Origin of the sequence: Pedobacter ginsengiterrae (assembly GCF_039537385.1) — a bacterium.
GTDB lineage: Bacteria > Bacteroidota > Bacteroidia > Sphingobacteriales > Sphingobacteriaceae > Pedobacter > Pedobacter ginsengiterrae.
Genome location: NZ_BAABAK010000001.1, coordinates 539,074 through 561,319, shown reverse-complemented (window position 1 = coordinate 561,319; position 22,246 = coordinate 539,074). Strand labels below are relative to the sequence as shown.

General features: G+C 34.6%; 19 protein-coding genes and 1 tRNA gene. 4 read left to right on the top strand and 16 right to left on the bottom strand.

What is annotated here, in order from left to right; genetic code table 11:
* Window positions 1-98: 98 nt before the first annotated feature.
* The 5 genes from ABD692_RS02160 to ABD692_RS02140 all read right to left on the bottom strand — a co-directional run bounded on the left by ABD692_RS02160 (window position 99) and on the right by ABD692_RS02140 (window position 6,593).
* Window positions 99-1,466, bottom strand: a complete 1,368-nt coding sequence (locus ABD692_RS02160; protein WP_344764543.1) for a DUF3526 domain-containing protein — start codon at window positions 1,464-1,466, stop codon at window positions 99-101.
* A 4-nt stretch (window positions 1,467-1,470) separates the two neighbouring features.
* A complete protein-coding gene (locus tag ABD692_RS02155; protein WP_344764541.1) occupies window positions 1,471-2,916 on the bottom strand; it encodes an ABC transporter permease in 1,446 nt (481 codons plus the stop codon).
* Entirely contained in the window at window positions 2,916-5,426 is a 2,511-nt protein-coding gene (locus tag ABD692_RS02150) for a TonB-dependent siderophore receptor (protein ID WP_344764539.1), read from the bottom strand. The genes ABD692_RS02155 and ABD692_RS02150 overlap by 1 nt, the downstream gene beginning before the upstream one ends.
* A gap of 9 nt (window positions 5,427-5,435) precedes the next feature.
* Window positions 5,436-6,131, bottom strand: coding sequence for an ABC transporter ATP-binding protein (locus ABD692_RS02145; RefSeq protein ID WP_344764538.1), 696 nt, complete (start codon window positions 6,129-6,131; stop codon window positions 5,436-5,438).
* Between the two features lie 93 nt (window positions 6,132-6,224).
* On the bottom strand, window positions 6,225-6,593 hold the full coding sequence (locus ABD692_RS02140) for a hypothetical protein (RefSeq protein ID WP_344764536.1): 369 nt from the start codon (window positions 6,591-6,593) through the stop codon (window positions 6,225-6,227).
* A gap of 177 nt (window positions 6,594-6,770) precedes the next feature.
* On the opposite strand from ABD692_RS02140, the gene ABD692_RS02135 reads away from it, so the two are divergent.
* Entirely contained in the window at window positions 6,771-7,637 is an 867-nt protein-coding gene (locus ABD692_RS02135) for a DUF808 domain-containing protein (RefSeq protein ID WP_344764534.1), read from the top strand.
* A gap of 19 nt (window positions 7,638-7,656) precedes the next feature.
* Here ABD692_RS02135 and ABD692_RS02130 read toward each other — a convergent pair whose 3' ends face one another.
* The 6 genes from ABD692_RS02130 to ABD692_RS02105 form a co-directional block, all read right to left on the bottom strand.
* Window positions 7,657-9,672 (bottom strand): FUSC family membrane protein, encoded by a 2,016-nt coding sequence (locus ABD692_RS02130; protein WP_344764532.1) that lies wholly within the window; start codon window positions 9,670-9,672, stop codon window positions 7,657-7,659.
* Between the two features lie 370 nt (window positions 9,673-10,042).
* Window positions 10,043-11,503 (bottom strand): TolC family protein, encoded by a 1,461-nt coding sequence (locus ABD692_RS02125; protein WP_344764531.1) that lies wholly within the window; start codon window positions 11,501-11,503, stop codon window positions 10,043-10,045.
* Between the two features lie 15 nt (window positions 11,504-11,518).
* Window positions 11,519-12,883 (bottom strand): HlyD family secretion protein, encoded by a 1,365-nt coding sequence (locus ABD692_RS02120; RefSeq protein WP_344764529.1) that lies wholly within the window; start codon window positions 12,881-12,883, stop codon window positions 11,519-11,521.
* Window positions 12,876-13,880: an ABC transporter transmembrane domain-containing protein gene (locus ABD692_RS02115; protein WP_344764527.1), complete on the bottom strand. Its 1,005-nt coding sequence runs from the start codon at window positions 13,878-13,880 to the stop codon at window positions 12,876-12,878. The genes ABD692_RS02120 and ABD692_RS02115 overlap by 8 nt, the downstream gene beginning before the upstream one ends.
* A gap of 70 nt (window positions 13,881-13,950) precedes the next feature.
* Window positions 13,951-14,232: a hypothetical protein gene (locus ABD692_RS02110; protein WP_344764526.1), complete on the bottom strand. Its 282-nt coding sequence runs from the start codon at window positions 14,230-14,232 to the stop codon at window positions 13,951-13,953.
* Between the two features lie 350 nt (window positions 14,233-14,582).
* Window positions 14,583-14,654 (bottom strand) — tRNA-Arg (locus ABD692_RS02105).
* A 366-nt stretch (window positions 14,655-15,020) separates the two neighbouring features.
* Between ABD692_RS02105 and mgtE the strand changes: the two genes are divergently transcribed.
* Both mgtE and ABD692_RS02095 read left to right on the top strand, forming a co-directional pair.
* Window positions 15,021-16,397 carry a magnesium transporter gene (gene mgtE, locus ABD692_RS02100; protein ID WP_316757963.1) on the top strand — a complete coding sequence of 459 codons (1,377 nt, stop codon included), beginning with the start codon at window positions 15,021-15,023 and terminating at the stop codon, window positions 16,395-16,397.
* 10 nt (window positions 16,398-16,407) lie between these two features.
* Window positions 16,408-17,019 (top strand): HAD hydrolase-like protein, encoded by a 612-nt coding sequence (locus tag ABD692_RS02095; protein WP_344764523.1) that lies wholly within the window; start codon window positions 16,408-16,410, stop codon window positions 17,017-17,019.
* On the opposite strand, the gene ABD692_RS02090 is transcribed toward ABD692_RS02095, so the two are convergent.
* The 3 genes from ABD692_RS02090 to ychF all read right to left on the bottom strand — a co-directional run bounded on the left by ABD692_RS02090 (window position 17,016) and on the right by ychF (window position 19,487).
* Window positions 17,016-17,504 (bottom strand): MarR family winged helix-turn-helix transcriptional regulator, encoded by a 489-nt coding sequence (locus tag ABD692_RS02090; protein WP_344764522.1) that lies wholly within the window; start codon window positions 17,502-17,504, stop codon window positions 17,016-17,018. The two genes, ABD692_RS02095 and ABD692_RS02090, sit on opposite strands and share 4 nt — an antisense overlap.
* The gene (locus tag ABD692_RS02085) at window positions 17,501-17,992 is read right to left on the bottom strand and encodes a GNAT family N-acetyltransferase (RefSeq protein WP_344764521.1); all 492 of its coding nucleotides are present in this window, start codon (window positions 17,990-17,992) and stop codon (window positions 17,501-17,503) included. The genes ABD692_RS02090 and ABD692_RS02085 overlap by 4 nt, the downstream gene beginning before the upstream one ends.
* 394 nt (window positions 17,993-18,386) lie before the next feature.
* Window positions 18,387-19,487, bottom strand: a complete 1,101-nt coding sequence (gene ychF, locus ABD692_RS02080; RefSeq protein ID WP_344764519.1) for a redox-regulated ATPase YchF — start codon at window positions 19,485-19,487, stop codon at window positions 18,387-18,389.
* Window positions 19,488-19,625: 138 nt separating this feature from the next.
* Here ychF and ABD692_RS02075 point away from each other — a divergent pair, with 138 nt between their 5' ends.
* Window positions 19,626-20,087: a DUF5362 family protein gene (locus ABD692_RS02075; protein ID WP_344764518.1), complete on the top strand. Its 462-nt coding sequence runs from the start codon at window positions 19,626-19,628 to the stop codon at window positions 20,085-20,087.
* Here the strand turns inward: ABD692_RS02075 and ABD692_RS02070 are convergent, their stop codons facing one another.
* Window positions 20,088-21,002, bottom strand: coding sequence for a serine hydrolase (locus ABD692_RS02070; protein WP_344764516.1), 915 nt, complete (start codon window positions 21,000-21,002; stop codon window positions 20,088-20,090).
* An 84-nt stretch (window positions 21,003-21,086) separates the two neighbouring features.
* Window positions 21,087-22,235: a cysteine desulfurase family protein gene (locus tag ABD692_RS02065; protein WP_344764514.1), complete on the bottom strand. Its 1,149-nt coding sequence runs from the start codon at window positions 22,233-22,235 to the stop codon at window positions 21,087-21,089.
* Window positions 22,236-22,246 lie beyond the last annotated feature (11 nt).

Here is a 22,246-nt window from a genome sequence, read left to right as displayed (position 1 = left end):
TAAGAGCTATTCATCCGCTTTTCTGTTTGAAGACAAATTTTATGTCTACTTTTTCAGTGCCCTCTTAGTATCCGAGGGCTTTTTTCTTTTTTTATACTTTAATCTATAAATTTCCCTCTTTTAAAATTAAGATAAGCAATACTGAATAGCAAAATTATCGAAGTTAAAATCGAAAAAAGACCCGACCATACCGTTCTGATTTGCTTTGGATTATACTTTTGTAATTTATAATCTAAGAGGTTTGTCGATCTTACCAATTTTTCCTGAAAAATGCTCGGGTAGAAGTTTAATCTTATTAGCTCATGGTATTTTCTAACCGAATTTTGAAAGTTCAAATGCGCATTTAAATCAGAACTAGCCAATTCATTCATCGCAATTTGGGTTTGAATTGATGGAAAGAAAAGCGCAATAATTCTGGTAAAATCTTGTCTTGATTGAAGTTTACGCTCAACAGCTTTTCTACTTTCAAAAGCCTGATCGTCGCCCATTTGCTGCATGGCATAATACCAATACCAGCTAAATGCTTTTTCTTCTGGAAAAGGATATTTTTTCAACTGAGGATAATGTTCAAAAAATGGTTTCATTGTCACTTCTTTTGCCTTATCCCATTTCTCATGATACCCTTCACGTTGATTAATTACATTTTGTAAAGCTTCTGGCACAGGGAACTTCTGCGTTAAAAACAGATTTACAGATGCAGGAATTACGATGCAAAGCATAACCCAAACTGCAACCAATCCAGATGCATTAAAGTTTGAAGACTTATTAAACGAGATAAATAAAAATGAAACTCCAAACCAAAAGGTTAAATAAAGTATAATTACTATACAGGTGATTGCTAAGGTAAAATCAATTGGTAATCCAAGATAAATTATTGCTGAAATAATTAATAGAAAGGCAACTGAAAATATTACAGCAATTCTAACCAACATTTTCTTCCAAATAATACCTAGCGATTTATCAGACTGTGACCTTAGTAATGACCAAACGCCCCCTTCTTTTTGAGCTGAAAGCAGGTTATAATTAAATGCAATAATTACAAGAGGAAACAGAAAAATAAATACAAAACTTAAATCCATATTACCTAAGAGCAAGGTTACTGGATTGTTAATGTCAGTATCATAAATTTGACCTTCAAGTCCAAGCATTGTTACCGAAATTAGGTAAGGATTTACATCTCTTTGTCCGTTTGCAAATGCAGCCCATGGATTAGGAACATTAGCTATTGAAAACTTATTATGGAAGAGCAAGAGCCCGAGTTCATCTCCGAAATGTTCTACATTGGTTAAGGTGTTTTTCCTTTGCAGAGCAGATGCTTTCTCAATTACCAGTTCTTGTTTCTGAATAAATGTTTTGCCAAGATAAAGCCCAATAAAACCTGATAAAAGTATTACTGCAATACCAATTAGCGACGAAGGATTTCTGAAAAATAATTTAAATTCTAGTTTATATATGCTATTTCTCATGTTTTTAAATTGTTTTAACCCAATTTGATGAGTATTGAAGGAATAGAATTGCAGCAAGTAACCAACAGAGCTGTGAAATTAAAGGCAACAGTTCATTAACTAAAACTGTACTTACCGTGTTAAAATGATAATTAAAATCTGGTTGTTGTGCCCAGTTGGACTTGCTTATTGCAAGCGGTTTACCATTTGATGCAGGAGAGATATTACTGATTTTATCAATCTGCAGTTTGTTCATTTTTTGAGCCAGCCCGTATCTGTAAAGTTCAGCCTGATTTTGGAAATCTACGTAAGTTCTAAAATCAGAACCCGTAAGTGCCATAGAAATGTTTTTAAGCGTCAGGTAAGGATTTAGAAAGCCTGCTATAGTAGTAACGCCATTCTGTTTCTCAAAAGTTTGATTAAGTCTTTTTTGATGCAAACTATAAATTGCAGAAGTGATTTTCTCGCCTTCGGCCATTATATAGCCACCATAGTTAAACGGAAGTTTTTTTACATCATCAACTCGATAAGCTTTTAACAAAGAATCTTTTATCGAAGCGTAGTGTGCATCATCAGGGTTGTGGCTATCACCTTGTTTCTCAATATCGTTGGTAACGGCATCTGCAAATTCTATTTTTGATGGTGTTGAGTGCATTTTTACGCCAATAGCCTGAGTAATCCTAGGCATAATAATCATAAAAAATATCCAGCAAGATAATAGTGTAATAAGTGCAGATTTCGAATTTCGCTGAAATGCTGAAACTAAAACTGTTATCGCTGAAGCCACGAAAAAATACACTGAATAGCTTAAAATCAGGATTAATAACCGCAATGTTGCATCTAAAGTAATTTGCCAATTGCTTAGTGATGCCCAAAGTAAAATGGTAAGCAATATTATTGGAATGAAGATAGACAGGCATACGGAAATAATGCCTAAAGTTTTGCCCCAAAGCAACTGCTTCCAGCTCACATTTTGACACAAAAGTATTTTTAGCGTTCCAGATTCCCGCTCTGCGGAAATACTATTGTAACCTAAAAAGAAAATAAGTAGCGGAACAAGCAGTTGAAGTACCATGGCAACACTAATTTCGCCGAAGCGAAGCATGCCATTAGAAAAACCAGCTTCACTAAAATTTACTGTATTTTGCTTATGCGCCTCTAAAAAAATAGAAACACCAGCAAAACTCTCTATTCCGAAATCGAAAAAACTAAGTTCATGCTTCTCTCGAAAAGCAAGATAACCGTAATGCGCCATTCTGTGTGGGTGCTTATCAGGCTTGGCAAGCCATTGCGCTCTCACAACTTCCTTATAATGTAAACGTTGATTATTTTGTTGTCTGAAATTTTGCCAACCAACATAAGTTGCTAAGCAAAGCGATAAGCCCAGCAAAATTGTAAATGTTAGTGTGGCTTTGTTGGCAACAGCCGATTTAAAAGTTTGCCTGGCTATGACGGTAATTGTATTTTGCATTATATTCTATAGGTTACGTTAAACATTACATTTCTTGGTGTACCTGGGAAAAGACGCAGGTAGTTTTGTGCACCAACCCAGTATGTTTTGTTTAAAATGTTGTTCATATTTACTGCAAGCTGAACTTTTTTGCCTGATGGAGCGTAATACAAAGCGGCATCGACCAAAGTGTAAGAAGGAAGCACAAAATCTCTGATATAAAGTGGAAGTTTTGTACCACTATATTGTACGCCAGCTCCTAATCCAATATCTTTTAATGTTCCTGCTCCTTTAAAATCATACCTACTCCAAAAACTTGCGCTATTTTTTGGGGTATTTTGTACTCTTTGTCCAACTAAATCTGGATTGAAATCGTCTTTAATTATTGCATCAACATAGCTATAGCCTGCATTGAACTGCCAATTTGGTCGTAAAAATCCAGACGCTTCGATTTCCAATCCTCGGCTTCTTTGAGCACCACGCTCAATTAATCGGTTTACATCCAAAGGATCGTTGGCATTCATTAAAAGGTTTTTTTGGTTGATTTCAAACAGCGAAATATTTACCATCAACTTTTTGTTTAACCATTCAGATTTTGCGCCAATCTCTTTTAAATCACTTTCTAAAGGTTTAAAATTTGCGCCAGCAGGAGGAGGAACAATAACTAAGGATGAAGTATTTCCTTGTGGCTGATAACCTTGTAAATAAGTGCCGTAAAGGTTAATATTTGAAGTTACCGCATAGGTAATTCCAGCTCTTGGTAAAAGTTTATGTTGTTTAATTTTCTTTTCGTTGACTAACTGATAATTGCTATAATCCTGATACCATTCTTGCCTTAAACCAAGCGTTAATGTTAACCTTTCGTATTTAATTTGATCTTGAAGGTAAATCCCATTAACAAGATAATATGCTGGTGGAATTTCAGTTTTAGTAAAAACATAATCACTTAAATTTTTGATGGTGTAGGTTGGATTAGATAAGTTAAAATGCTCCACATTCGGAACAGGTGCATTAACACCATTAACCAATTTGAATAAATAAAGGTCTTTTTTAGTTACCTCATATCTAGCGGCAATTGTGCCATCCTTTAATCGGTATCCTTGTGCCGAATTTTCTCCGCCACCTTTAAATTTTTGTGTGTTTAATCTGTCGTAACCAACAATAATTTTATGTTTCAATCTCAAAGTGTTCCCATTAATACTCAAATAAGTACTCAAATTATCGGTACCCCATTTTTGCTGCCTTTGTACTGCTCTCATTGCGGCTAATGTTGGTATGGGCTGGTTATTTTCGTCTACTGCAAATGCATTGGTCGTTCTGTGTTCTAGCAAATCTTCCGTCCAGTTTTGCTTCATATAAGCCACATTGAAGGTAATATTTTTTGTTAAAGCATGAGAAAAACTTGCCATTAGCATTAAATCCTGACTGTTGAAACGATCGTTACTGGCACCCATATTAAAAGTAATCGGAGTGCTCTGCAAATCCGTTTTACCTGCAATTGCACCAAATATTGCCTGCCCTCTGTCTAATCGAGAATTGCTGTTATTCATAACAACTTCTACATTTAGGCTGGTTTTATCATTTGGGATATAAGAAATGGATGGCGAAATGAGATAACCTTTTCGATGTTGTAAATCCCTAAAGCTTTTGCTATCCTCATAACCGATGTTTAATCTGTAAAGCAAGGTTTTATCATCGTTTAATGGTCCAGTAAAATCAAGAGCGCCACGAACGGTACTAAAGCTCCCCGCCGAAATACTGATTTCTTTACGATCTTCTGCAAGTGGCTTTTTGGTAACCAAATTAATGCTTCCGCCAGGATCTACACTAGAAAATGTTGCGCTTGCAGGACCTTTGATTACCTCTATTCTTTCCAGGTTATTCGTTAACGGCTGATTAAAGTAATATTGCCTGGTGCGCATACCATTTATAATTGCACCTTCTTCATTCTGATTAATGCCGCGGATGGAGAATTGATTGTAATAACTACTTTGCGAAACACTTGTTACGTTTTTTACTGCATCGGATAAAACAGCTGCTTGTCTATCAGCTATTAATTCTTTCGAAACAGAAGAGATAGATTGCGGAATATCTTTATTTAAAGCCGCTGTTTTGGTGGCAGAAAATGAATAATTTCCATAATATTTCTTCCCATTTGTGCCTACAACTTCCACGGTTTGTAATTCTTCGTCAGCAACCAGGAGCACAATGGTTTGGATGTTTAAATCAGCGGATTTGTTTATTGGTAAAATCGAACTATAACTGGTAAAACCAATTGCGCTAACGCTGAGCGAATATGTTGCTGTATCTGGAGCTGTAATTGAAAAATTTCCAGCAGAATCTGAATGGGTATTTAGTTGGTTTTTGCCATTTTTTAATTTGATTGTCGCCTGCACAATTGGCCGATTTTGTGTATCTGTTATTTTGCCATTAACTTTTACCTGTGCGAAAACATTATTAATAGTTATAGATAATAATAAGATTGCAAAGAATGATTTTAAAAATATAGGATAATTACTGGGTGATTTCATTTTGATTTCTTAAATAGTTTGGAGGTAAAGTTTTTGCAAATCGGCTGCGGTTATTTCGCTGGCTTTAATGGTGTGAACAAGTTTACCTTGCCTCATAATGCCGATGTTTGTAGCTACATTTACGGCATTAAAAATATCGTGGGTGGCCATTAAAATAGATTTTCCTTCGCCGGCCAGTTTTTTTACCAATTGAGTAAATTCTTCAGTTGCTTTAGGGTCGAGTCCGCTTGTGGGTTCATCCATTAGAAAAATTTTTGCATCTTTTGCAAGAGCAATGGCAATACCAACCTTTTGGCGCATGCCTTTACTAAAACCTGATAAATGCTTGTTATGCGCTTCATTTTGCAGGCCACATTCATTAAGGAATTCTACCAAAGAATGTGATGAATAGTTAAATCCAGCAAGTTTAGAAAAGTAGTCAAGATTCTCTAAAGCAGTTAAGTTTCCATAAAGCATTACCACTTCTGGTATATAGGCAATGTGTTTTCTCCGCTGATCACTGGTAGCGATTATTTCTTCGTTATTGATGAGAATTTTGCCCGAACTTGGTAAGATAAAGCCTAAAAATAAATTAATTGTTGTTGTTTTTCCAGCTCCATTTTGGCCGAGTAAACAAAATACTTCACCTTGTTTTACAGTTAAATCCAGTTGATTTAAAGCCTGATGCGATTGATAGTTTTTAGATAATGAGATAGCTTGAAGCATATAGATATAGTCTTGTTAGCGCATGCCAAATCTGGCTGCGACATTGAACAGAAAAAAATTAAAGATTATGAAAGGAAAAAATCCCTTTAGAAATTAAGCATTAACGCTTGGTGGCCCTTTGTTAGAGCTAAGGAGTACAAAAGCGGAAGATTTTGCTAAAATAAAAATAGAAGATTTTTCTTCAGGCTTTGCCGAAATAAAACCAGATGGATTGGCTGTAGGTAGTGTATAAAAATGATTGTGATGTTTAACTAAATCACATAGTTTACATTTTAATACCGAAATTTTTAATTGTTCGTGATGTGTTATCACATTTACTTTTTGCTTTGAGGCAGAAACACGCTCAAATTCATGATGATGTAGACTTTCGATTAATGTGGCGTTTATAAAAATTGCCAATAGCAAAATCGCCCAAATACGGGCAAAAATTGTATAACGATATTTATGAGTCCAATTATTCAATGCAACAAAGTTACATTTAAAATGTAGGATTCAAAATTAAGAAGCTAAAAAATTGAATAAAGTTTTACTAAAATTTATAATTAAGCTTTTATAATATAAAGCAATCAGTTTATATCATCTTTTATGATAAAATTTAAAACTGAATTTATAATTTGCGGCCTCATAAATTAGATAAGTATGGCCTCAGGTATTTTTGCGATTTTAGATGATATAGCTGCTTTAATGGACGATGTTGCTGTAACAGCAAAAGTAGCCACAACAAAAACAGCGGGTATACTAGGCGATGATTTGGCTGTAAATGCAGAAAAGGCTACAGGCTTTTTATCATCAAGAGAACTTCCTGTACTGTGGTCGATTACTAAAGGCTCTTTAGTTAACAAAATAATAATAGTTCCCATAGCTTTATTATTAAATGCGTTTTTTCCAATTGCAATTAAATTTGTTTTAATTCTTGGCGGATTTTACCTGGCTTTCGAAGGTGTCGAAAAAATAGTCGAGTACCTTTTTCATCGCCAAAAAACAGGTAAAGAAGTTGTAGAAGAAAAGGAAGAAGATGGTGCAGATGCGGAAAAGACAAAAGTAAAATCTGCAATTACTACAGATTTTATATTATCAGTAGAAATCGTAATTATTGCACTAGGAACTGTTTTAGATAAAAGTTTAACCATCCAAATTTTAACAGTTTCAATTGTTGCATTATTGGCTACAATTGGTGTTTATGGTATTGTTGCCCTTATTGTTAGAATGGATGATGCTGGTTATAAACTGATTAAAAGCACTAACGACAAGGGTTTCTTTGCTAAACTTGGGCATTTATTGGTTAAGTCGCTTCCACTTATTATAAGATTTTTGAGCGTTGTCGGAACATTCGCCTTGATTTTAGTATCTGGGGGTATTTTTGTACACAACATAGATTATTTACATCATTTATTTCCACAAATAACACCTATAATTAAAGAGGCTGCGTTTGGATTAGTTGCTGGATTAATTGTTGTTGCGATTGTAACTTTAGTTAAAAAGATTATCGCGTTATTTAAGAAATAACTTAATTGCTTTGTATTTGCTAGCTGAAATGTTGTTTCAGCTGAAAAACAAGTTTAGATAAAAGCGGTGAAGATTCGTTGTTGTTATGAAAGCCTTTCTTTATCGCTGTAATATCCAAGTTTAGACTTTCTTTTTTGCAATAATCTAAAGTTGCTAAAACTTCCGAATTAGAGTTATTTGAATCAGCTAAATCGGTAGATGCAAATATGCCCGCAATATGCCCGTTAATTTGATAACAAAGAACCTGGATATTTAATAATCCTGCCATATCTAATTTTTTAGATTGTGGTTCTTTTTTCAGCGATTCTATTGCCTCGGTAAAACTAGCAAACTTTAAATAACTAACTTTTCTGGCAAGCCTGGTTTGGTGCAAATTGCCATTCCCATTCTTAAAATTCAAAACACTAAAAAGGTAATCGTGGTTAGCACCAATGGTGTCAGAAATTAACATATTTATTCTTGGCGTTTCCCAAATTGGGAAAATATAAGCAGCAGCAAATGAAAGTCCGCATCCCATAAGCGTAAAAATAAGTCTGTCGCCAATTATTAACAGCGGACTCCCGTGATACAGATTTAGGCAAAGTATAACCATAACGGTAATACAAAAAACGCTAAAAAGATATTTGATTCTATTAAAAGCAAAGAAACCTAGTAATGATAAAACAGATAATGTAAGCTGAAGCCAGATTGGTAATGACAGTTGTATCAGCATAAAGCTTAATACAAGCCCAATTACAGTTCCTTTAAGACGTTCTGAATTTCTTTTTCTGGTAAGCCCGAAACTTGGGCGATTAACAATCATGATCGTTAATAAAAACCAATATGTATAATGCTGTTCGGGTATCCAATAATTAATACTCATTGCAATCAAGCTTAAAATAGAAAGTCTAAGGGCAAAACGAAAAACTGGAGCATGTATCGAAAACTGATTCTTAATATCGTTAATACTTAGTGACTGCTTAGATAAGAAATCAATGTATTCAACCTTTTTAAATTCAGTTTTATTGTTCGTTTCTATATCTGAATCGATATTTCGAATTAATTTAGCAATTGATTGAATGTTAGTTGCCACTTTTTTTGGCAAAGATTGCGAACTTGAATGTGTTAATTGAATAAGGTGATTGAGGTCTGCCTCAAATTTATCGCCAAGTATTAGTGTTTTGGATAACCCAGCCTTTCCCAAAAATCGGCCACTGCATTTGTAAAGGGCAATCGAAAGCGTTTTTACTAGGTATTGAACGTGTTTTAAAGCATCAATTTCTTTTAATTCTTTTTGTAAAAGCTCATAATCCTGATGAATAGCTGTTACCTGTTCATAAAGGTCTATAACATCGGTGCCGATGGCTAAAAGTCGGTTTCCTTTTAAATTTCCTTTACGCATGGCTTGTTTATCGCCAATAAGCAAGTCACGCATTAATTCCTGTTTGGCATTTAGTTTAAGGTGTAAAACAATGTTTTGAGCATCAAAATCTTTTGGTTTTAATAATTCATCATATGCTTTAGCCCGAAGAGCAAGTAGGGATGCTGTACCTGTTAAACACTCGTATATGGCATGATGAATGGAACGGTAAGGCCAAATCCAAACCTGTAATAGACTTATTATGTAATACCAAATTCCGCCAATTAAGATATTTGTAATTAAGATAATCGGATTTGCAGGGCGTAAACCAAGAATAAAGATGCCTAGTACCGTACTCATTAAGCCAATCAATGCCATTCTGAACCCAAAAATGGCAAACATTGAAAACAAAAAAGTAAGCACAACGATAACTATTCCGAGTGCTAAAGGATGGTTTAAACTTATCGTAATAAGAACTGAAGAAAGTATAAAAAATATTACGCTTAGCCATGCTGTTCTGAATTTATTACCCCTGTTACCTGGTAAATCGGTTAGACTGATTAGTAAGGCGCCAACTCCAATGCCAATTGCTCTGCTTTTATCGCCAAGGAAAAAGAATAGAATAACAGGTAATACAATTGTTAGCGTATTTCGAAGCGCATCAGTAAAGTATTCGCTGTAAAACCAGCGAAACAAGAATATTTTGAGTTTTAGAAAAATATGATTGATAGGGATGATAATCAGTTAGAATTTAATGTTACAAAGCTAATTCAATTTTTTGTTAATATTTAAAATTCTTTCATTGGAGGATATTGAAAAGGTTTAATGCGGCTTTTGATATTCTTTTTTCGTGTTGGTCGAATATCTATTTTGAGCCTTAGTTGCCTTTTACAATTGATTATCATTCCTTATCCATTTTGAAAATGAATAAATGTATTGTTATACTTTTTAACTTGGTGATATGCGAATCACTAGTGAAATTTATTTTTTACAAATAAAATAACATCCTCATCGCCAGATTTGAGGATGTTATTTGCTCCTTTTGAAGGAAAGGTTTTTTATGAATTTAATTTATTTGCTGCTTTGTACCCGCTTTATAAAATAGCTCAGCCAATGTTTTCTGATAACCAGCTGCCATACTTTCTTGTTTAATTTTCATATCTATCAGCTTAGTTTCCCTGCTGTTGATTAAGAAAAGCGTGCTTTCACCAAGAGCAAACTTCTGGTTTTCGCCATTAACTAAAAACTGTTGGTTTTGAATGCTTTTTTGCTGCAGCGATAATTGAGAAGAATAGGCAGACAAATCGTTGTAAGAAGAAAGGATGTTATTCCTGATTTCCCGACCAGATTGCTGTAATTCATAATTCAATTCTTGCTGCTTAATTTTAACTTCGCGAAGTTTCCCTCGTTCCGATCTCAGAAAAAGTGGAAACGCGAATTCTACACCCAGCTTATAGTTGCCCCAATTAAAATCATAATAGCCTGGAATGTTATTGGTAAAATTTATTCGGTTTGAAATTAACGTTCCGCTTAAATTTAATTTTGGTTTGAGCATTTCCTGACGATAACTTTTTTCAATCTCCAGCTGAGCACTTTTACTTTTTAGTTTAATTAATTCAGGATGTTGGCTACTACTTTGAGTCAAAAGGCTGTCGATCAATAGTTTGCCAGGCAACTTTACCGCATTTATATTTTGAGGTAAAGCCTCTTCAGGAAGTTCTAATGGGTTCCCAGTTTCGTTCCAAAGATGATTTGATAAAACAAGCCTGGCATTTTGCAACTCTATTGCCGTTTTTTCCCTTTGAATCATGCGTTCCTGAACGGTTATATAAGCCTCCACAGAATCGATTGCAGGTTTATCACCTAACAAAGTTTGAGTACTCAATGCTTTAAACCGTCGTTGAGCCAAATCCAATCCTTCTTTTATTAATTCAAATTGCTTATAAGCATAGTACCAATTCCAGTAATCTTTTACCATATTGTACCAGATGCTGTTAATCTGCTTTAACTGATCGGCTTGGGCATATTGTACCATAATCTTCGATTGGCGCAAAGTGCTGCGGCGGGCATCAATTATTAATCCCTGGCCTATCGGTATGCTTAAACCAATAGCTGATAAACCTTGTGAATTTGTTCGGCTTTCAGGATTTACGTAATTGCCAACATTTCTATCATAACCAATTTTTAAATCGGCACCTGCGAGCCATAAAGGGATTTTAAGTTCAGAACTCCATTTATTGTAGTAATCTGTATTGCCAAATAATTTTTGGCCAAAAGTCGATTTCAAAGCTGGATCAAAATAACCTAACGATTGCAACACATTTGCTTGTGCTGATTCGCTTAATAACGCAGTCTGTTTTATAATTGGATGAAACCTGAAAACCATTAACTGTAAATCCTCAAGCGTAAAAACTTTAGCTGTGTCAATACCTGATATTTCTTTTCTTTTATCGTACGCAAAACCATTTTTTTTAAAGAGAAATGTAAGCAGAAAAAATAAACAGAGGTGTTTTAACTTAATATTCATTGATAACCTCCCCATTTATTTTTTATCCTTTATTCCGCTTGCTGGTTCTCGTTCCAAGCTTGGAGGAAAACCATTAAGCTGCCTCCATATTTCGTACCATAGCGGTACCGATCTTAAGATTATTCGCCCGTAAACACCCGATCCTTGTCTAAGTTGTGGCGGCCATGGTTCATCTTTTGATGGTAGTGGATTAGTTTGACTAATTAGTAAACGGTATTTTCCGCCTACACTGCTTACCCGATCGATAGAAAATACCTTGCCGGCAAAAGTACCGACAGCTACCGATGGCCAACCCGAAAATTGAACCGATGGCCAACCTTCAAACTGTAAACGTACATCACTGGTGTCTAAAATTAATGGAACATCCATTGCTCTAACATATATTTCTGCCGCAACCATTGGCGATTTGGGTTGTAAGGTTGCTACTGATTCGCCTTCTTTAATGTTTTCACCAATACCCGCCTTTAGGGTTTTAACAATAAATCCACTTTGTGGTGCCCTAATTACATATAGGCCTCGTCTGATATTGACATTGGAAATGTCGTTGCGCAATTTCGCAATATCTCCCTGCGCACTTGCACGACTAGAAACTGCCGAACTCATATCGGATTGCGCCTTTGAAATTGATTCTTGATATTTGGCTCTGATATTATCCAGTTCGATCGATGCGTTTAATAAATTCTGATTTGAATTACTAAGCTTATTCTGTTGACTGATTACTTTTGCATTATCCTCCTGAAGTTTAAGTCTGCGAGTTTCAATATCCGTTAACGAAAAAAGACCATTTTTATAACCAGTTTCATACCGTTCTAAACGCACTTTAGTAGTTTCGTAAAATTTTTGTACTGATAAAAGTTCTGCACTATCTATACTAACGTAATTTTTTGCCTGTTTAACTTTATTCTCCGCGGCTTTTATCTGAAAATTTAAACCACTATTCATAGCGCTCATCTGCGCTTTAGTGGCATCTATTTTCTGTATAGCCGCAATTTCATTTCCTCGTTTTGCATCGAGTTGTTCAGTTAATCGGGTAGGTAGTTCAGGATCGAAATACGACTGACTGGTTTCTGAAATCACTAAAATTGTATCACCCTTTTTCACTTCCTGTCCTTCACTTACCGCCCAATGTTCTATTCTGCCTCCAATCTGGTTTTGAATAGTTTGAGGTCTGTCTTCTGGTCGCAAAGCGGTCACTGTTCCACGTCCTGGTATAGTTTGGCGATAAGGAAGAAAAAGTAGGACTAAGAAAAAGGCAAAAATGAAAAGTAATATTCTGCCTAATCTTTTTGGTCCTTTAGCATCGATAATTCTACTGTTAGCATGTACAGAAAGCTCTTCCCAATTTTTTAGCTGCGCCAAATTGTTACTTATCTTACCCATGGTGTACATCTCCTTCCTCTAATTCAAGATCTGTTACTACAGCAAGTTTTTCGCTACCTGTAACCATATCAAATACAGTATTTAAATTAGTCATCAGTTTTTCGATAGCATAACTAATTTGTACGATAATTACCTCTGCGGCTACGAATTGCCCAAAAGTCATTTGTCTCTCAAAAACAAAATAAGAACCTAAAAGGAGCAAGGCGCCCATCAAAATAGTTCGCATAGCAACAGCGGTAACAAAGAACTTTTTTAATACACCGAAATGTTGGTTCCGAGCCTGAATGTAATTTGCCGTAATCTCATCGGTACGATTAATAATCTCTTTTCTTTTACTGCTGCTTTGGCGATAGGTATCTAAATCTGCGGCAATTTCTTCCAGATAACCAACAACTTCATATTTAAAGCCCGATTCTTCGATACTGGTTTGTACACCTTGACGATAATACAAGGCTAAAATCACGATTATCACAATCAATACAAAAGTGCCAAATACCATAAAAACCGGATGGTAGAAAGATAATAAAATCACGCTGAAGAATATTTGAACAGCGGCTGCAACAATGTCTACAAGCAGCTTGGTCAATCCTTTTTGAATTGTTAGAATGTCGAAGAATCTATTAATAAGTTCTGATGGATTTTCGCCTTCTAATGCTTTTTTCTTAATACGTGGTAAACGAAAGGCGAACTCTAAAGCAGCCTTTGTAAATATTTTTTGCTCCAAAAACTCTACTAAAGTGAGTTGCCCGATAAGCAATATGCCGCCAATAACAATTCCTGCAAGAATTACTGCAATTAGAATATAAGTAGAACTATACATGGCGCCGTTAGATAGTAGATTAAAAACGGCACTGGTACCAAGAGGTAATGAAAGGCCTATTAATCCAATCAACATGGCGTATATTAAGATGTAATTAATGGTTCGACGCTCCAAATGGAGCAAACGTACTAATCTTTGCCAGGGCGTTGGAGCACCGACAATCTGATGATTTTTCATTTGTATTTTTAAAATTTAGAAATTATTATAATGCTTCGTACCTGAATTATTCATTCGGCTTTAGATATTTTTAAGCACAATAATCGGGAGGGGGAGTGGGAATGTTTTTGGATGGGAAATTATCTAATATTATCCGAAGGAAGTAGGAGTGAACTAAAGCACTATTTGTAAATACAACATAATTTTGATCTACGGAATAAGACTCATAAATCAGGAGTTTTTTCTTTCCTTTTTCAACTGATTCTTCTTCTTCCTTATCCTTATTATCGCCTATACTTTTTTCATAAGCAGAAGCTTCATTACCCAAACTAAACGAAGAAATTGCAACAGAAAAAATTTTAACAACTAGCATACATAACAATATGCCACTGAAAATATTTTTTAAGTAATCGTTCCGTAATATCCGCATCATAAGGCTGCAAATATAGGTTCGAGTCTTGCTCTAATTCGGGTTACAACTCATCTAAAAGTCAAATTTGAGGCCGTTAATAAACAAATAACTAAAATGTTATAATTAAATTAAAACCGTATTAGAATAATAATTTTTTGCGATCAAGAAGTTCTATTTTAAGCCGAAGAAGATTTTTGACGGCAAACATTGTGGTAAGAAAAACGATTTTCAAAAACTAAGGAGAAATTAATTGTAAAGATGATAAATGAAAAAAAGTTGATCATGAATGCATAATCAACTTTTTTAATTTGTGCTCCCGACGAGATTCGAACTCATATCGATGGTACCGGAAACCATAATTCTATCCATTGAACTACGGGAGCAGGCGGCTGCAAATATAGAAAATCAAAATGTTAGTTTATTGTAATATGTAGGTTAAAATCGAGATAGTTTTGTGCCAACGAAAATCTTTAGCGGATTTAGCTATTTGCTTTAATTGGAAAAGGTGCCTTTTTGCCATGAAAAATTTAATTGGGTTAAATAAACCATATTGAAGCGATATCCTTTTGAACTTTTTGTGAAAAAGATTTAGCGGAAAGATGGACTGCAGCAACCGAAGTATTATTGCATTTGCTTTACTAAAAATTAATGCCCTGTTAATACCAAAATTGGCTTTTTTAAAAATAAAAACGCACCTTTGCGAACCGTTAATAGAGGTTTAGGCATGTAACAAAATTATTTAGTCGTTTATGGAAGAATTGGTTGTAGAAGAGGTTCGGGAATTGCTTGAAAAAGAAGATGATAAAGCATTAAAGCGTTATCTTGATGAACTGAATATCTCTGATGTTGAAGAACTGATTGATGAACTTCCACAATGTGCAGCTAAATTTATCGAAACCATATCCTTAAACCGTGCGGTAAATGTTTTTCGTATTCTTGATTTTCCTACTCAAGAACGTATAATTAAAAAACTTTCGGGCAATAAGCTAAATCAAATTATAAAAGATTTGCCTCCTGATGATCGTACAGCATTATTTAGTGAGTTAAAGGGCGATGTGGTAAAGAAAATGATTACCCTTTTGCCTCCCGAAGAACGTAAAGAATCGCTCGCACTGTTAGGTTATAAAGAAGATAGTATTGGTCGTTTAATGACGCCCGACTATATTGCGGTGAAGCCAGAATGGTCGGTTACAAGGGTTTTAGCGCATATTAGGCGTTACGGTAAGAACTCAGAAACCATTGATGTGGTTTATGTGATTGATAAAGATGGTACTTTGCTGGATGATATTCGAATTAGAGAAGTATTATTAGCTGACCCCGAAGCAATTATTGGTGAGTTAACAGATAAACGTATTATCTCTTTAAAAGCCAACGACCCGCAAGAAGATGCAATTAGTATTTTCAGGATGAATAATCGCGTAGCTTTACCCGTAGTTGATGAAAATAATATCCTTTTAGGAATTGTAACGGTTGATGATATTCTTTGGATTGCGAACGAAGAATATACCGAAGATATGCATAAAATAGGTGGTACCGAGGCATTAGATGAACCTTATCTCGACACATCTATTTTTAATTTGGTAAGAAAACGCGTTGGTTGGTTGGCTATTTTAATGCTTGGCGAAATGCTTACCGCTACAGCAATGGGTTTTTTCGAAGGCCAAATTCATAAAGCAACAGTACTTGCATTGTTTATTCCATTAATTATTTCTTGCGGAGGTAACAGTGGTTCGCAGGCATCAACATTAATTATTCAGGCAATGGCTTTGGGCGAGGTAACGATTAAAGATTGGTGGCGGGTTATGAACAGAGAACTTACGTCGGGTTTTCTTTTAGGCTTTTGCCTGGGTTTAATTGGTTTTCTTCGTATTTTTCTTTGGCATGTTGCTTGGCCAAATACGTACGGCGAACATTGGTTATTAATTGCATTTACCATTAGTGTTTCGTTAGTTTTTGTGGTGCTTTGGGGCTCGTTAAGTGGCTCTATGTTACCTATTTTGCTTAAAAAGCTTGGTGCAGACCCTGCAACATCTTCGGCTCCTTTTGTTGCCACACTGGTTGATGTTACTGGTTTGATAATATATTTCAGTTTTGCTGTTTTGTTTTTAAAAGGCGTGTTACTTTAAGTTAAAAATTATGAAAAAAATTACAACTCTTTTTACGGATATTGGTGGTGTTTTATTAACTAACGGATGGGATAGAAAAGCTAGGGGTGAGGCTGCGGTTCTTTTTAATTTAGATTCTGTGGATCTGGAAGAAAGGCATCACTTAACTTTCGATACCTATGAAGTTGGCAAATTAACGCTCGATGAATACTTGGAAAGGATTGTGTTTTTCGAAGAACGCTCGTTTACTTACGATGATTTTAAAACGTTTATGTTTAAAAAATCATTGCCATATCCTGAAATGATTCAATTGATTTGCGATTTAAAAAAGAAATATAATCTTAAAGTTGCAGTAATTAGTAACGAAGGAAGAGAGTTAAATCAATACCGAATTAATACTTTTAAATTAAATGAATTTGTTGATTTCTTCGTGTCTTCGAGTTTTGTTCATTTTCGGAAACCCGATGCAGATATCTTTAAGGTTGCTATAGATATTTCTCAAAGCGATGTTGAAACGAGTTTATATATTGATGACAGAATGCTTTTTGTACAGGTTGCAGAGGGTTTAGGTTTAAAAGGGATTTACCATACTACTTACGAAGACAGTAAGGCACAATTGGCTGCTTACGGACTGGAAGTTTAACTTTGGTTTTCCATAATTTTAAGTTCTAACGCTCTTTGTAAAAATCCCTGGAGTTTTAATTTTTCCTCAGCTTCGTTAATCGCCATCAATAAATTATTTTCATTATTGGCTATTTCGCTAAGTATTTTAATCATTATAGCCCATACTGGTTTCATTTTAATAATGAGATCGGTCCCTTTATCGGTAAGTGAAATAAGCCTTTTACGTTCATCATTTTTATCTTTTTTTGATTTTATGAGCTTTTGTTTTTCTAGTTCTTTTAATAAGCTGATTGTAGATGGATGCGTGTAGCCTATTTCTGAAGAAATTTCGACTACACTCAATACTTCTTTATGGTGTAAAGTATAAATTATAGGAAACCATTTCGGCTCAAAATCAATGTCAAACGTTTTATAAAGCTGTGCACCATCTTTTCTAAGTTGTTCGCTAAGCCTTTGTAGTCTTGTTGATAGGGCAAGTATGCCCGACTCGTCAATTACATTCATTTTTTTAAAGTTAATTCGCAAAATACATTATCAGCATTCATAAAAGGAAATTTGGAAGGTAAATTTTCTTTTGCAATATGGATAAACCCATTTTTTTCGTAAAATCTAAGTGCAGCTTGTAAAACGGTTACCGTGCCTAAATAAAGATTTTTTATATTGCTTTTATTGCTGTAATCTATAAGCTTTTCGAGTAATTTCTGAGCAATTCCCAGTTCTTTTCCTCTGAATTCTTTTTTTACAAACATCTTTCTAATTGCGGCAGAATCGTTATCAAACTTAATTAAAGCAATTGTGCCAACAAGCTCGCCATTAATTTTAGCACCCCAAAAACCACCACCTTTTAAATGATAAAAATTTTCTATATCTAAAAGATCTGGCTGGTCTTCAAGAGTTATCTGAACATTAAACTCTTTTTGCTGTATTGGTAAAATAATATCAATAATTGCTTTAGAACTTTCATTAGATATAGAATCGATTTGTATTTCCATTTTGTTAAAAATTTTATTTAAAACAAAACTACGTAGTTAACTACATATAATCAAAATTATTTTAATTTTTTTAATTAATATGAATAATACACGGTTTTAAAGGCTTTAATTCTTTAATGAAAAGAGGCATAATCTTCAGGTTTTATTAATTAAAACTGAAGAATTTGAGTTTATATTGGATTAACGAATTAAAAAAAATCAATGTATTCTGTATTTTCGTGGTGATATTTAATATCGTATATTTTTTCCACAAACTTTACGGCTTGATATAATTGCAATCTTAAATGCCACCGTTGTTGCTTACCTCGTGATAATGAAGTGGTAAGAATGAATCAAAAAAAAAGCAACCTTTTCGGGTTGCTTTTATATTTTGGATCACTAATTTTTTTAAATCTTAAACGTTAAATCTGAAGTGCATAATATCGCCATCTTCAACAACGTAGGTTTTGCCTTCAACACCCAGTTTTCCAGCATCTTTACAAGCATTTTCCGAACCTAAAGCTACGAAATCTGCATATTTAATTACCTCAGCACGGATAAAACCTTTTTCAAAATCGGTATGGATTACACCAGCAGCTTGTGGAGCTGTAAAACCTTTTGTAATCGTCCAGGCTCTAACTTCTTGCACACCAGCAGTAAAGTAGGTGTAAAGGTTTAATAATTTATAAGCTGCACGAATCAATTTGTTTACACCAGATTCGGTTAAGCCTAAATCAGCTAAAAACTCCTGACGTTCTTCATAACTTTCTAATTCAGCAATTTCCGATTCAATTTTAGCAGAAATAACCAATACTTCGGCATTTTCATCTGCAACATTCGCTTTAACTAAGTCAACGTATTTGTTTCCATTAATAACCGAAGCCTCATCAACATTACAAACGTACATTACTGGCTTTTGGGTAAGCAAACCTAAATCTTCGATAAAATCGAAATCTTCCTGAGCTAAAGAAGCTGTACGGATAGATTTTCCACTTTCTAAATGAGTTTTAACAAAAGTTAAAATTTCATAAGTACGTTTAGCATCTTTATCGCCACCAGTTTTAGCCATTTTTTCTACCTTTTGAATACGTTTATCAACTGTATCCAAATCTTTAAGCTGTAATTCTGTATCGATAATTTCTCTATCACGAATTGGATCAACAGATCCATCAACATGAATTACGTTTCCATCATCAAAACAGCGTAAAACATGTATAATTGCATTTGTAGCGCGAATATTTCCTAAGAATTGATTACCCAAGCCTTCGCCTTTCGACGCACCTTTAACCAAACCAGCAATATCTACAATCTCAATTGTATTTGGTTGTACTTTATTAGGTTTAACCAATTCGGCAAGTTTAGTCAATCTTTCATCAGGTACAGTAATTACGCCAACGTTTGGCTCAATAGTACAAAAAGGAAAGTTTGCAGCTTGTGCTTTTGCATTTGATAAACAGTTAAAAAGAGTCGATTTACCCACATTTGGTAATCCGACAATACCACATTGTAATGCCATTTATATTATCTTGATTTTACGATTTACGAATTCACCTTTTCAGGCCGCAAAGATAAGCTTTTAAACCTTTATTTAAAGGCTGTAATTTGTTGCAGATAGATATTTTATCTAGTTTAGCGAAAATTACAGATTATCATCATGGAAGATTTAGAACAACAAGTGCCTGCCGAAGTAAAATTAATTGTTACCGAAGAAATGAGAAGCTATATTTATGAAATAGCAAAATGGGCAAGATTCTTATCTATTGTTGGATTTATCCTGTCTGCATTTTTAATCATTGGTTCTTTTGGGATCGGTGCTGCAATTAGCGCTAATCCTTCTATGTTGGCTCAATTAGGACCATTGGCTGGGGCTGGTGGTATTGCAATTACTATATTCTATTTAATTTTGGCTTTAATGTATTTCTACCCGAGCTTACTGCTTTTTAGATTTTCGAACAAAGGAAAACAAGGCGTATTATATGGCGATCAGGAAAGTATGAACGATGCAATGATGAATATGAAATCGTTATTCAAATTCTGGGGGATATTTACCATTGTAATTATGGTTTGCTATTTTCTGTTTGTAATGCTGTTTGCAGCAGGTATGGCTGTAAAATAATTACTTGAAATATTTTTGCATGCCTTCTGGTTGTTTCCATCCAAAATTTGGCTCATAATAATTCCACAAAAGATTACTTAGATTTCTAATCATAGTCCAGCCTTCGTTGGTGTAGTTCCAAGAAATATCTTTTTGATTTTTTGTGGTAATACAAAAAACGTAATCACCATGTGGCGCATTTACTAATAAAACTTCGGAGCGAGCCGCATCTACAGCACCCGATTTTGAAGCAACTTGTACTGTTGGCGGAATTTGAGAAAGTGCTTCAGTATCCCAATAAATACGAATTAAGTTTCTGTAAATTCTTTCTGAAGCTGCTGGACTAATCATTTTTCCATCTCGAATTAAAGTTAACAAAGTAGCCATTTCTTTTGGAGTGGTTTGTCCCCAGCCAAATTGTTTTTGATTTTCTCTTCTTCCAGGTGTACGGGAGTTTACTCGGGTATCTTTTAGGCCATTGTTAGCCATAACTTCGTTAATTGCTGTACCAGTTCCTGCTAAAAGTTGCGACCATAAGCTTGCCGTATTATCACTTGTTGTAATCATAAGCATTAACACTTTGCTCAGAGCGATTTTTTCACTGTCTTTAAAAGAACCTAAAATATCTTCGCCAGCATATAATAAACTATCGCAATACGTTAAAGATGCATGATAATCTAATTCTCCCTTCTCAATTTTATTAAATACACCACAAGTTATCGGTACTTTAATCATACTTGCGGTCGGAAAAATAGTATCGGCATTAACTGAAGCTATTTTACCAGTTTTTAAATTTTTTACATAAATGCCTACATCACCATTAAAACCTTTCACCAAATCGTTTAATTTTTGCTGTAGTTTTTGATCTACTTTTTCCTGAGCAGACAACCCAATTGTGAACAAGATTATAAATAACGAGAAAATAATTTTTTTCATAATGATGTGTTTTCTTTGTCGAATTTAAATAAAAAAAAGTCCCGATTTTCATCGAGACTCTTCCTATTTGGTTAATGATATTTTTTAGGCTAACGCATTTTGTTTAACCACCATTTTAACTTTATCGATAACGTAATCTAGTTCTTCTTTAGTTGTATATTTACTAAAAGAAAAACGAACTGATGGGCGATTTGGATCAGCATTAATGCCATTTAACACATGCGAACCAATGTTAGAGCCTGATGAACAAGCACTGCCGCCAGAAGCACAAATTCCGTTAATATCCAAATTAAATAATAACATATCTGCCATATCCATTTCAGGAAAAGATACATTTAACACTGTATAAAGGCTTTTATCTGCATCCGTTTCTCCGTTAAAAGCAATACCTGGAATTTCAGCAATTAATTGTGCTTTTAAATAATCTTTTAAGCCTTGAATATACGTCTGGTGTTCTTCCATTTCGGCGTAAGCAATTTCCAAGGCTTTTGCTAAGCCAACAATGCCATAAACATTTTCTGTACCTCCACGCATATTACGTTCTTGTGCACCGCCGTAAATCATTGGCGGTATTTTAACGTTACTGTTAACATATAAAAAACCAACACCTTTAGGGCCATGCAGTTTGTGTGCCGCACAAACAATAAAATGCGCTTTCAATTCGCGAACATTATGTCGATAATGTCCCATTGTTTGAACAGTATCTGCATGATAAATTGCATTATATTTTTCGCAAATATCGCCAACCTTAATCATATCGGTAAGCGTTCCTAATTCGTTATTTGCATGCATTAAGGATACAAAAGTACGTTCGTTATTTTGCAAAAGTTCTTCTAAATGTGCGTAATCAACATTGCCTTTTTCATCAATATTAACAAAGCTAAGTTTATCAATTTCGCCGTTCTTAAGCATTGTATTTAAAGTATGCTCAACTGCGTGATGTTCGATTTTAGATGTAATAGCATGCTTAATACCATAAGCTGCAATACCGCAACGGATAGCTGTATTATCTGCCTCAGTACCGCCAGAAGTAAAAAATACTTCAGATGGAGATGCATTTAGCAGACCTGAAACCGTTTTACGAGCTTTCTCTACCAACGTTCGTACCTCACGACCAAGCGCATGAATAGCAGATGGGTTTCCGAAATAATTCTCCATCACGTTAGTCATTTCTGCAATTACTTCCTTATCCAATGGCGTGGTAGCCGCATTATCTAAATAAACCTTTTTCATATTATATTGAT

What these genes read in the sequence shown, in the direction of transcription:
- ABD692_RS02160 (WP_344764543.1), bottom strand. Translation starts at nt 1,466, where the DNA reads ATGAGAAATAGCATATATAAACTAGAATTTAAATTATTTTTCAGAAAT.
- ABD692_RS02155 (WP_344764541.1), bottom strand. Translation starts at nt 2,916, where the DNA reads ATGCAAAATACAATTACCGTCATAGCCAGGCAAACTTTTAAATCGGCT.
- ABD692_RS02150 (WP_344764539.1), bottom strand. Translation starts at nt 5,426, where the DNA reads ATGAAATCACCCAGTAATTATCCTATATTTTTAAAATCATTCTTTGCA.
- ABD692_RS02145 (WP_344764538.1), bottom strand. Translation starts at nt 6,131, where the DNA reads ATGCTTCAAGCTATCTCATTATCTAAAAACTATCAATCGCATCAGGCT.
- ABD692_RS02135 (WP_344764534.1), top strand. Translation starts at nt 6,771, where the DNA reads ATGGCCTCAGGTATTTTTGCGATTTTAGATGATATAGCTGCTTTAATG.
- ABD692_RS02125 (WP_344764531.1), bottom strand. Translation starts at nt 11,503, where the DNA reads ATGAATATTAAGTTAAAACACCTCTGTTTATTTTTTCTGCTTACATTT.
- ABD692_RS02120 (WP_344764529.1), bottom strand. Translation starts at nt 12,883, where the DNA reads ATGGGTAAGATAAGTAACAATTTGGCGCAGCTAAAAAATTGGGAAGAG.
- ABD692_RS02115 (WP_344764527.1), bottom strand. Translation starts at nt 13,880, where the DNA reads ATGAAAAATCATCAGATTGTCGGTGCTCCAACGCCCTGGCAAAGATTA.
- ABD692_RS02110 (WP_344764526.1), bottom strand. Translation starts at nt 14,232, where the DNA reads ATGCTAGTTGTTAAAATTTTTTCTGTTGCAATTTCTTCGTTTAGTTTG.
- mgtE (WP_316757963.1), top strand. Translation starts at nt 15,021, where the DNA reads ATGGAAGAATTGGTTGTAGAAGAGGTTCGGGAATTGCTTGAAAAAGAA.
- ABD692_RS02095 (WP_344764523.1), top strand. Translation starts at nt 16,408, where the DNA reads ATGAAAAAAATTACAACTCTTTTTACGGATATTGGTGGTGTTTTATTA.
- ABD692_RS02090 (WP_344764522.1), bottom strand. Translation starts at nt 17,504, where the DNA reads ATGAATGTAATTGACGAGTCGGGCATACTTGCCCTATCAACAAGACTA.
- ABD692_RS02085 (WP_344764521.1), bottom strand. Translation starts at nt 17,992, where the DNA reads ATGGAAATACAAATCGATTCTATATCTAATGAAAGTTCTAAAGCAATT.
- ychF (WP_344764519.1), bottom strand. Translation starts at nt 19,487, where the DNA reads ATGGCATTACAATGTGGTATTGTCGGATTACCAAATGTGGGTAAATCG.
- ABD692_RS02075 (WP_344764518.1), top strand. Translation starts at nt 19,626, where the DNA reads ATGGAAGATTTAGAACAACAAGTGCCTGCCGAAGTAAAATTAATTGTT.
- ABD692_RS02070 (WP_344764516.1), bottom strand. Translation starts at nt 21,002, where the DNA reads ATGAAAAAAATTATTTTCTCGTTATTTATAATCTTGTTCACAATTGGG.
- ABD692_RS02065 (WP_344764514.1), bottom strand. Translation starts at nt 22,235, where the DNA reads ATGAAAAAGGTTTATTTAGATAATGCGGCTACCACGCCATTGGATAAG.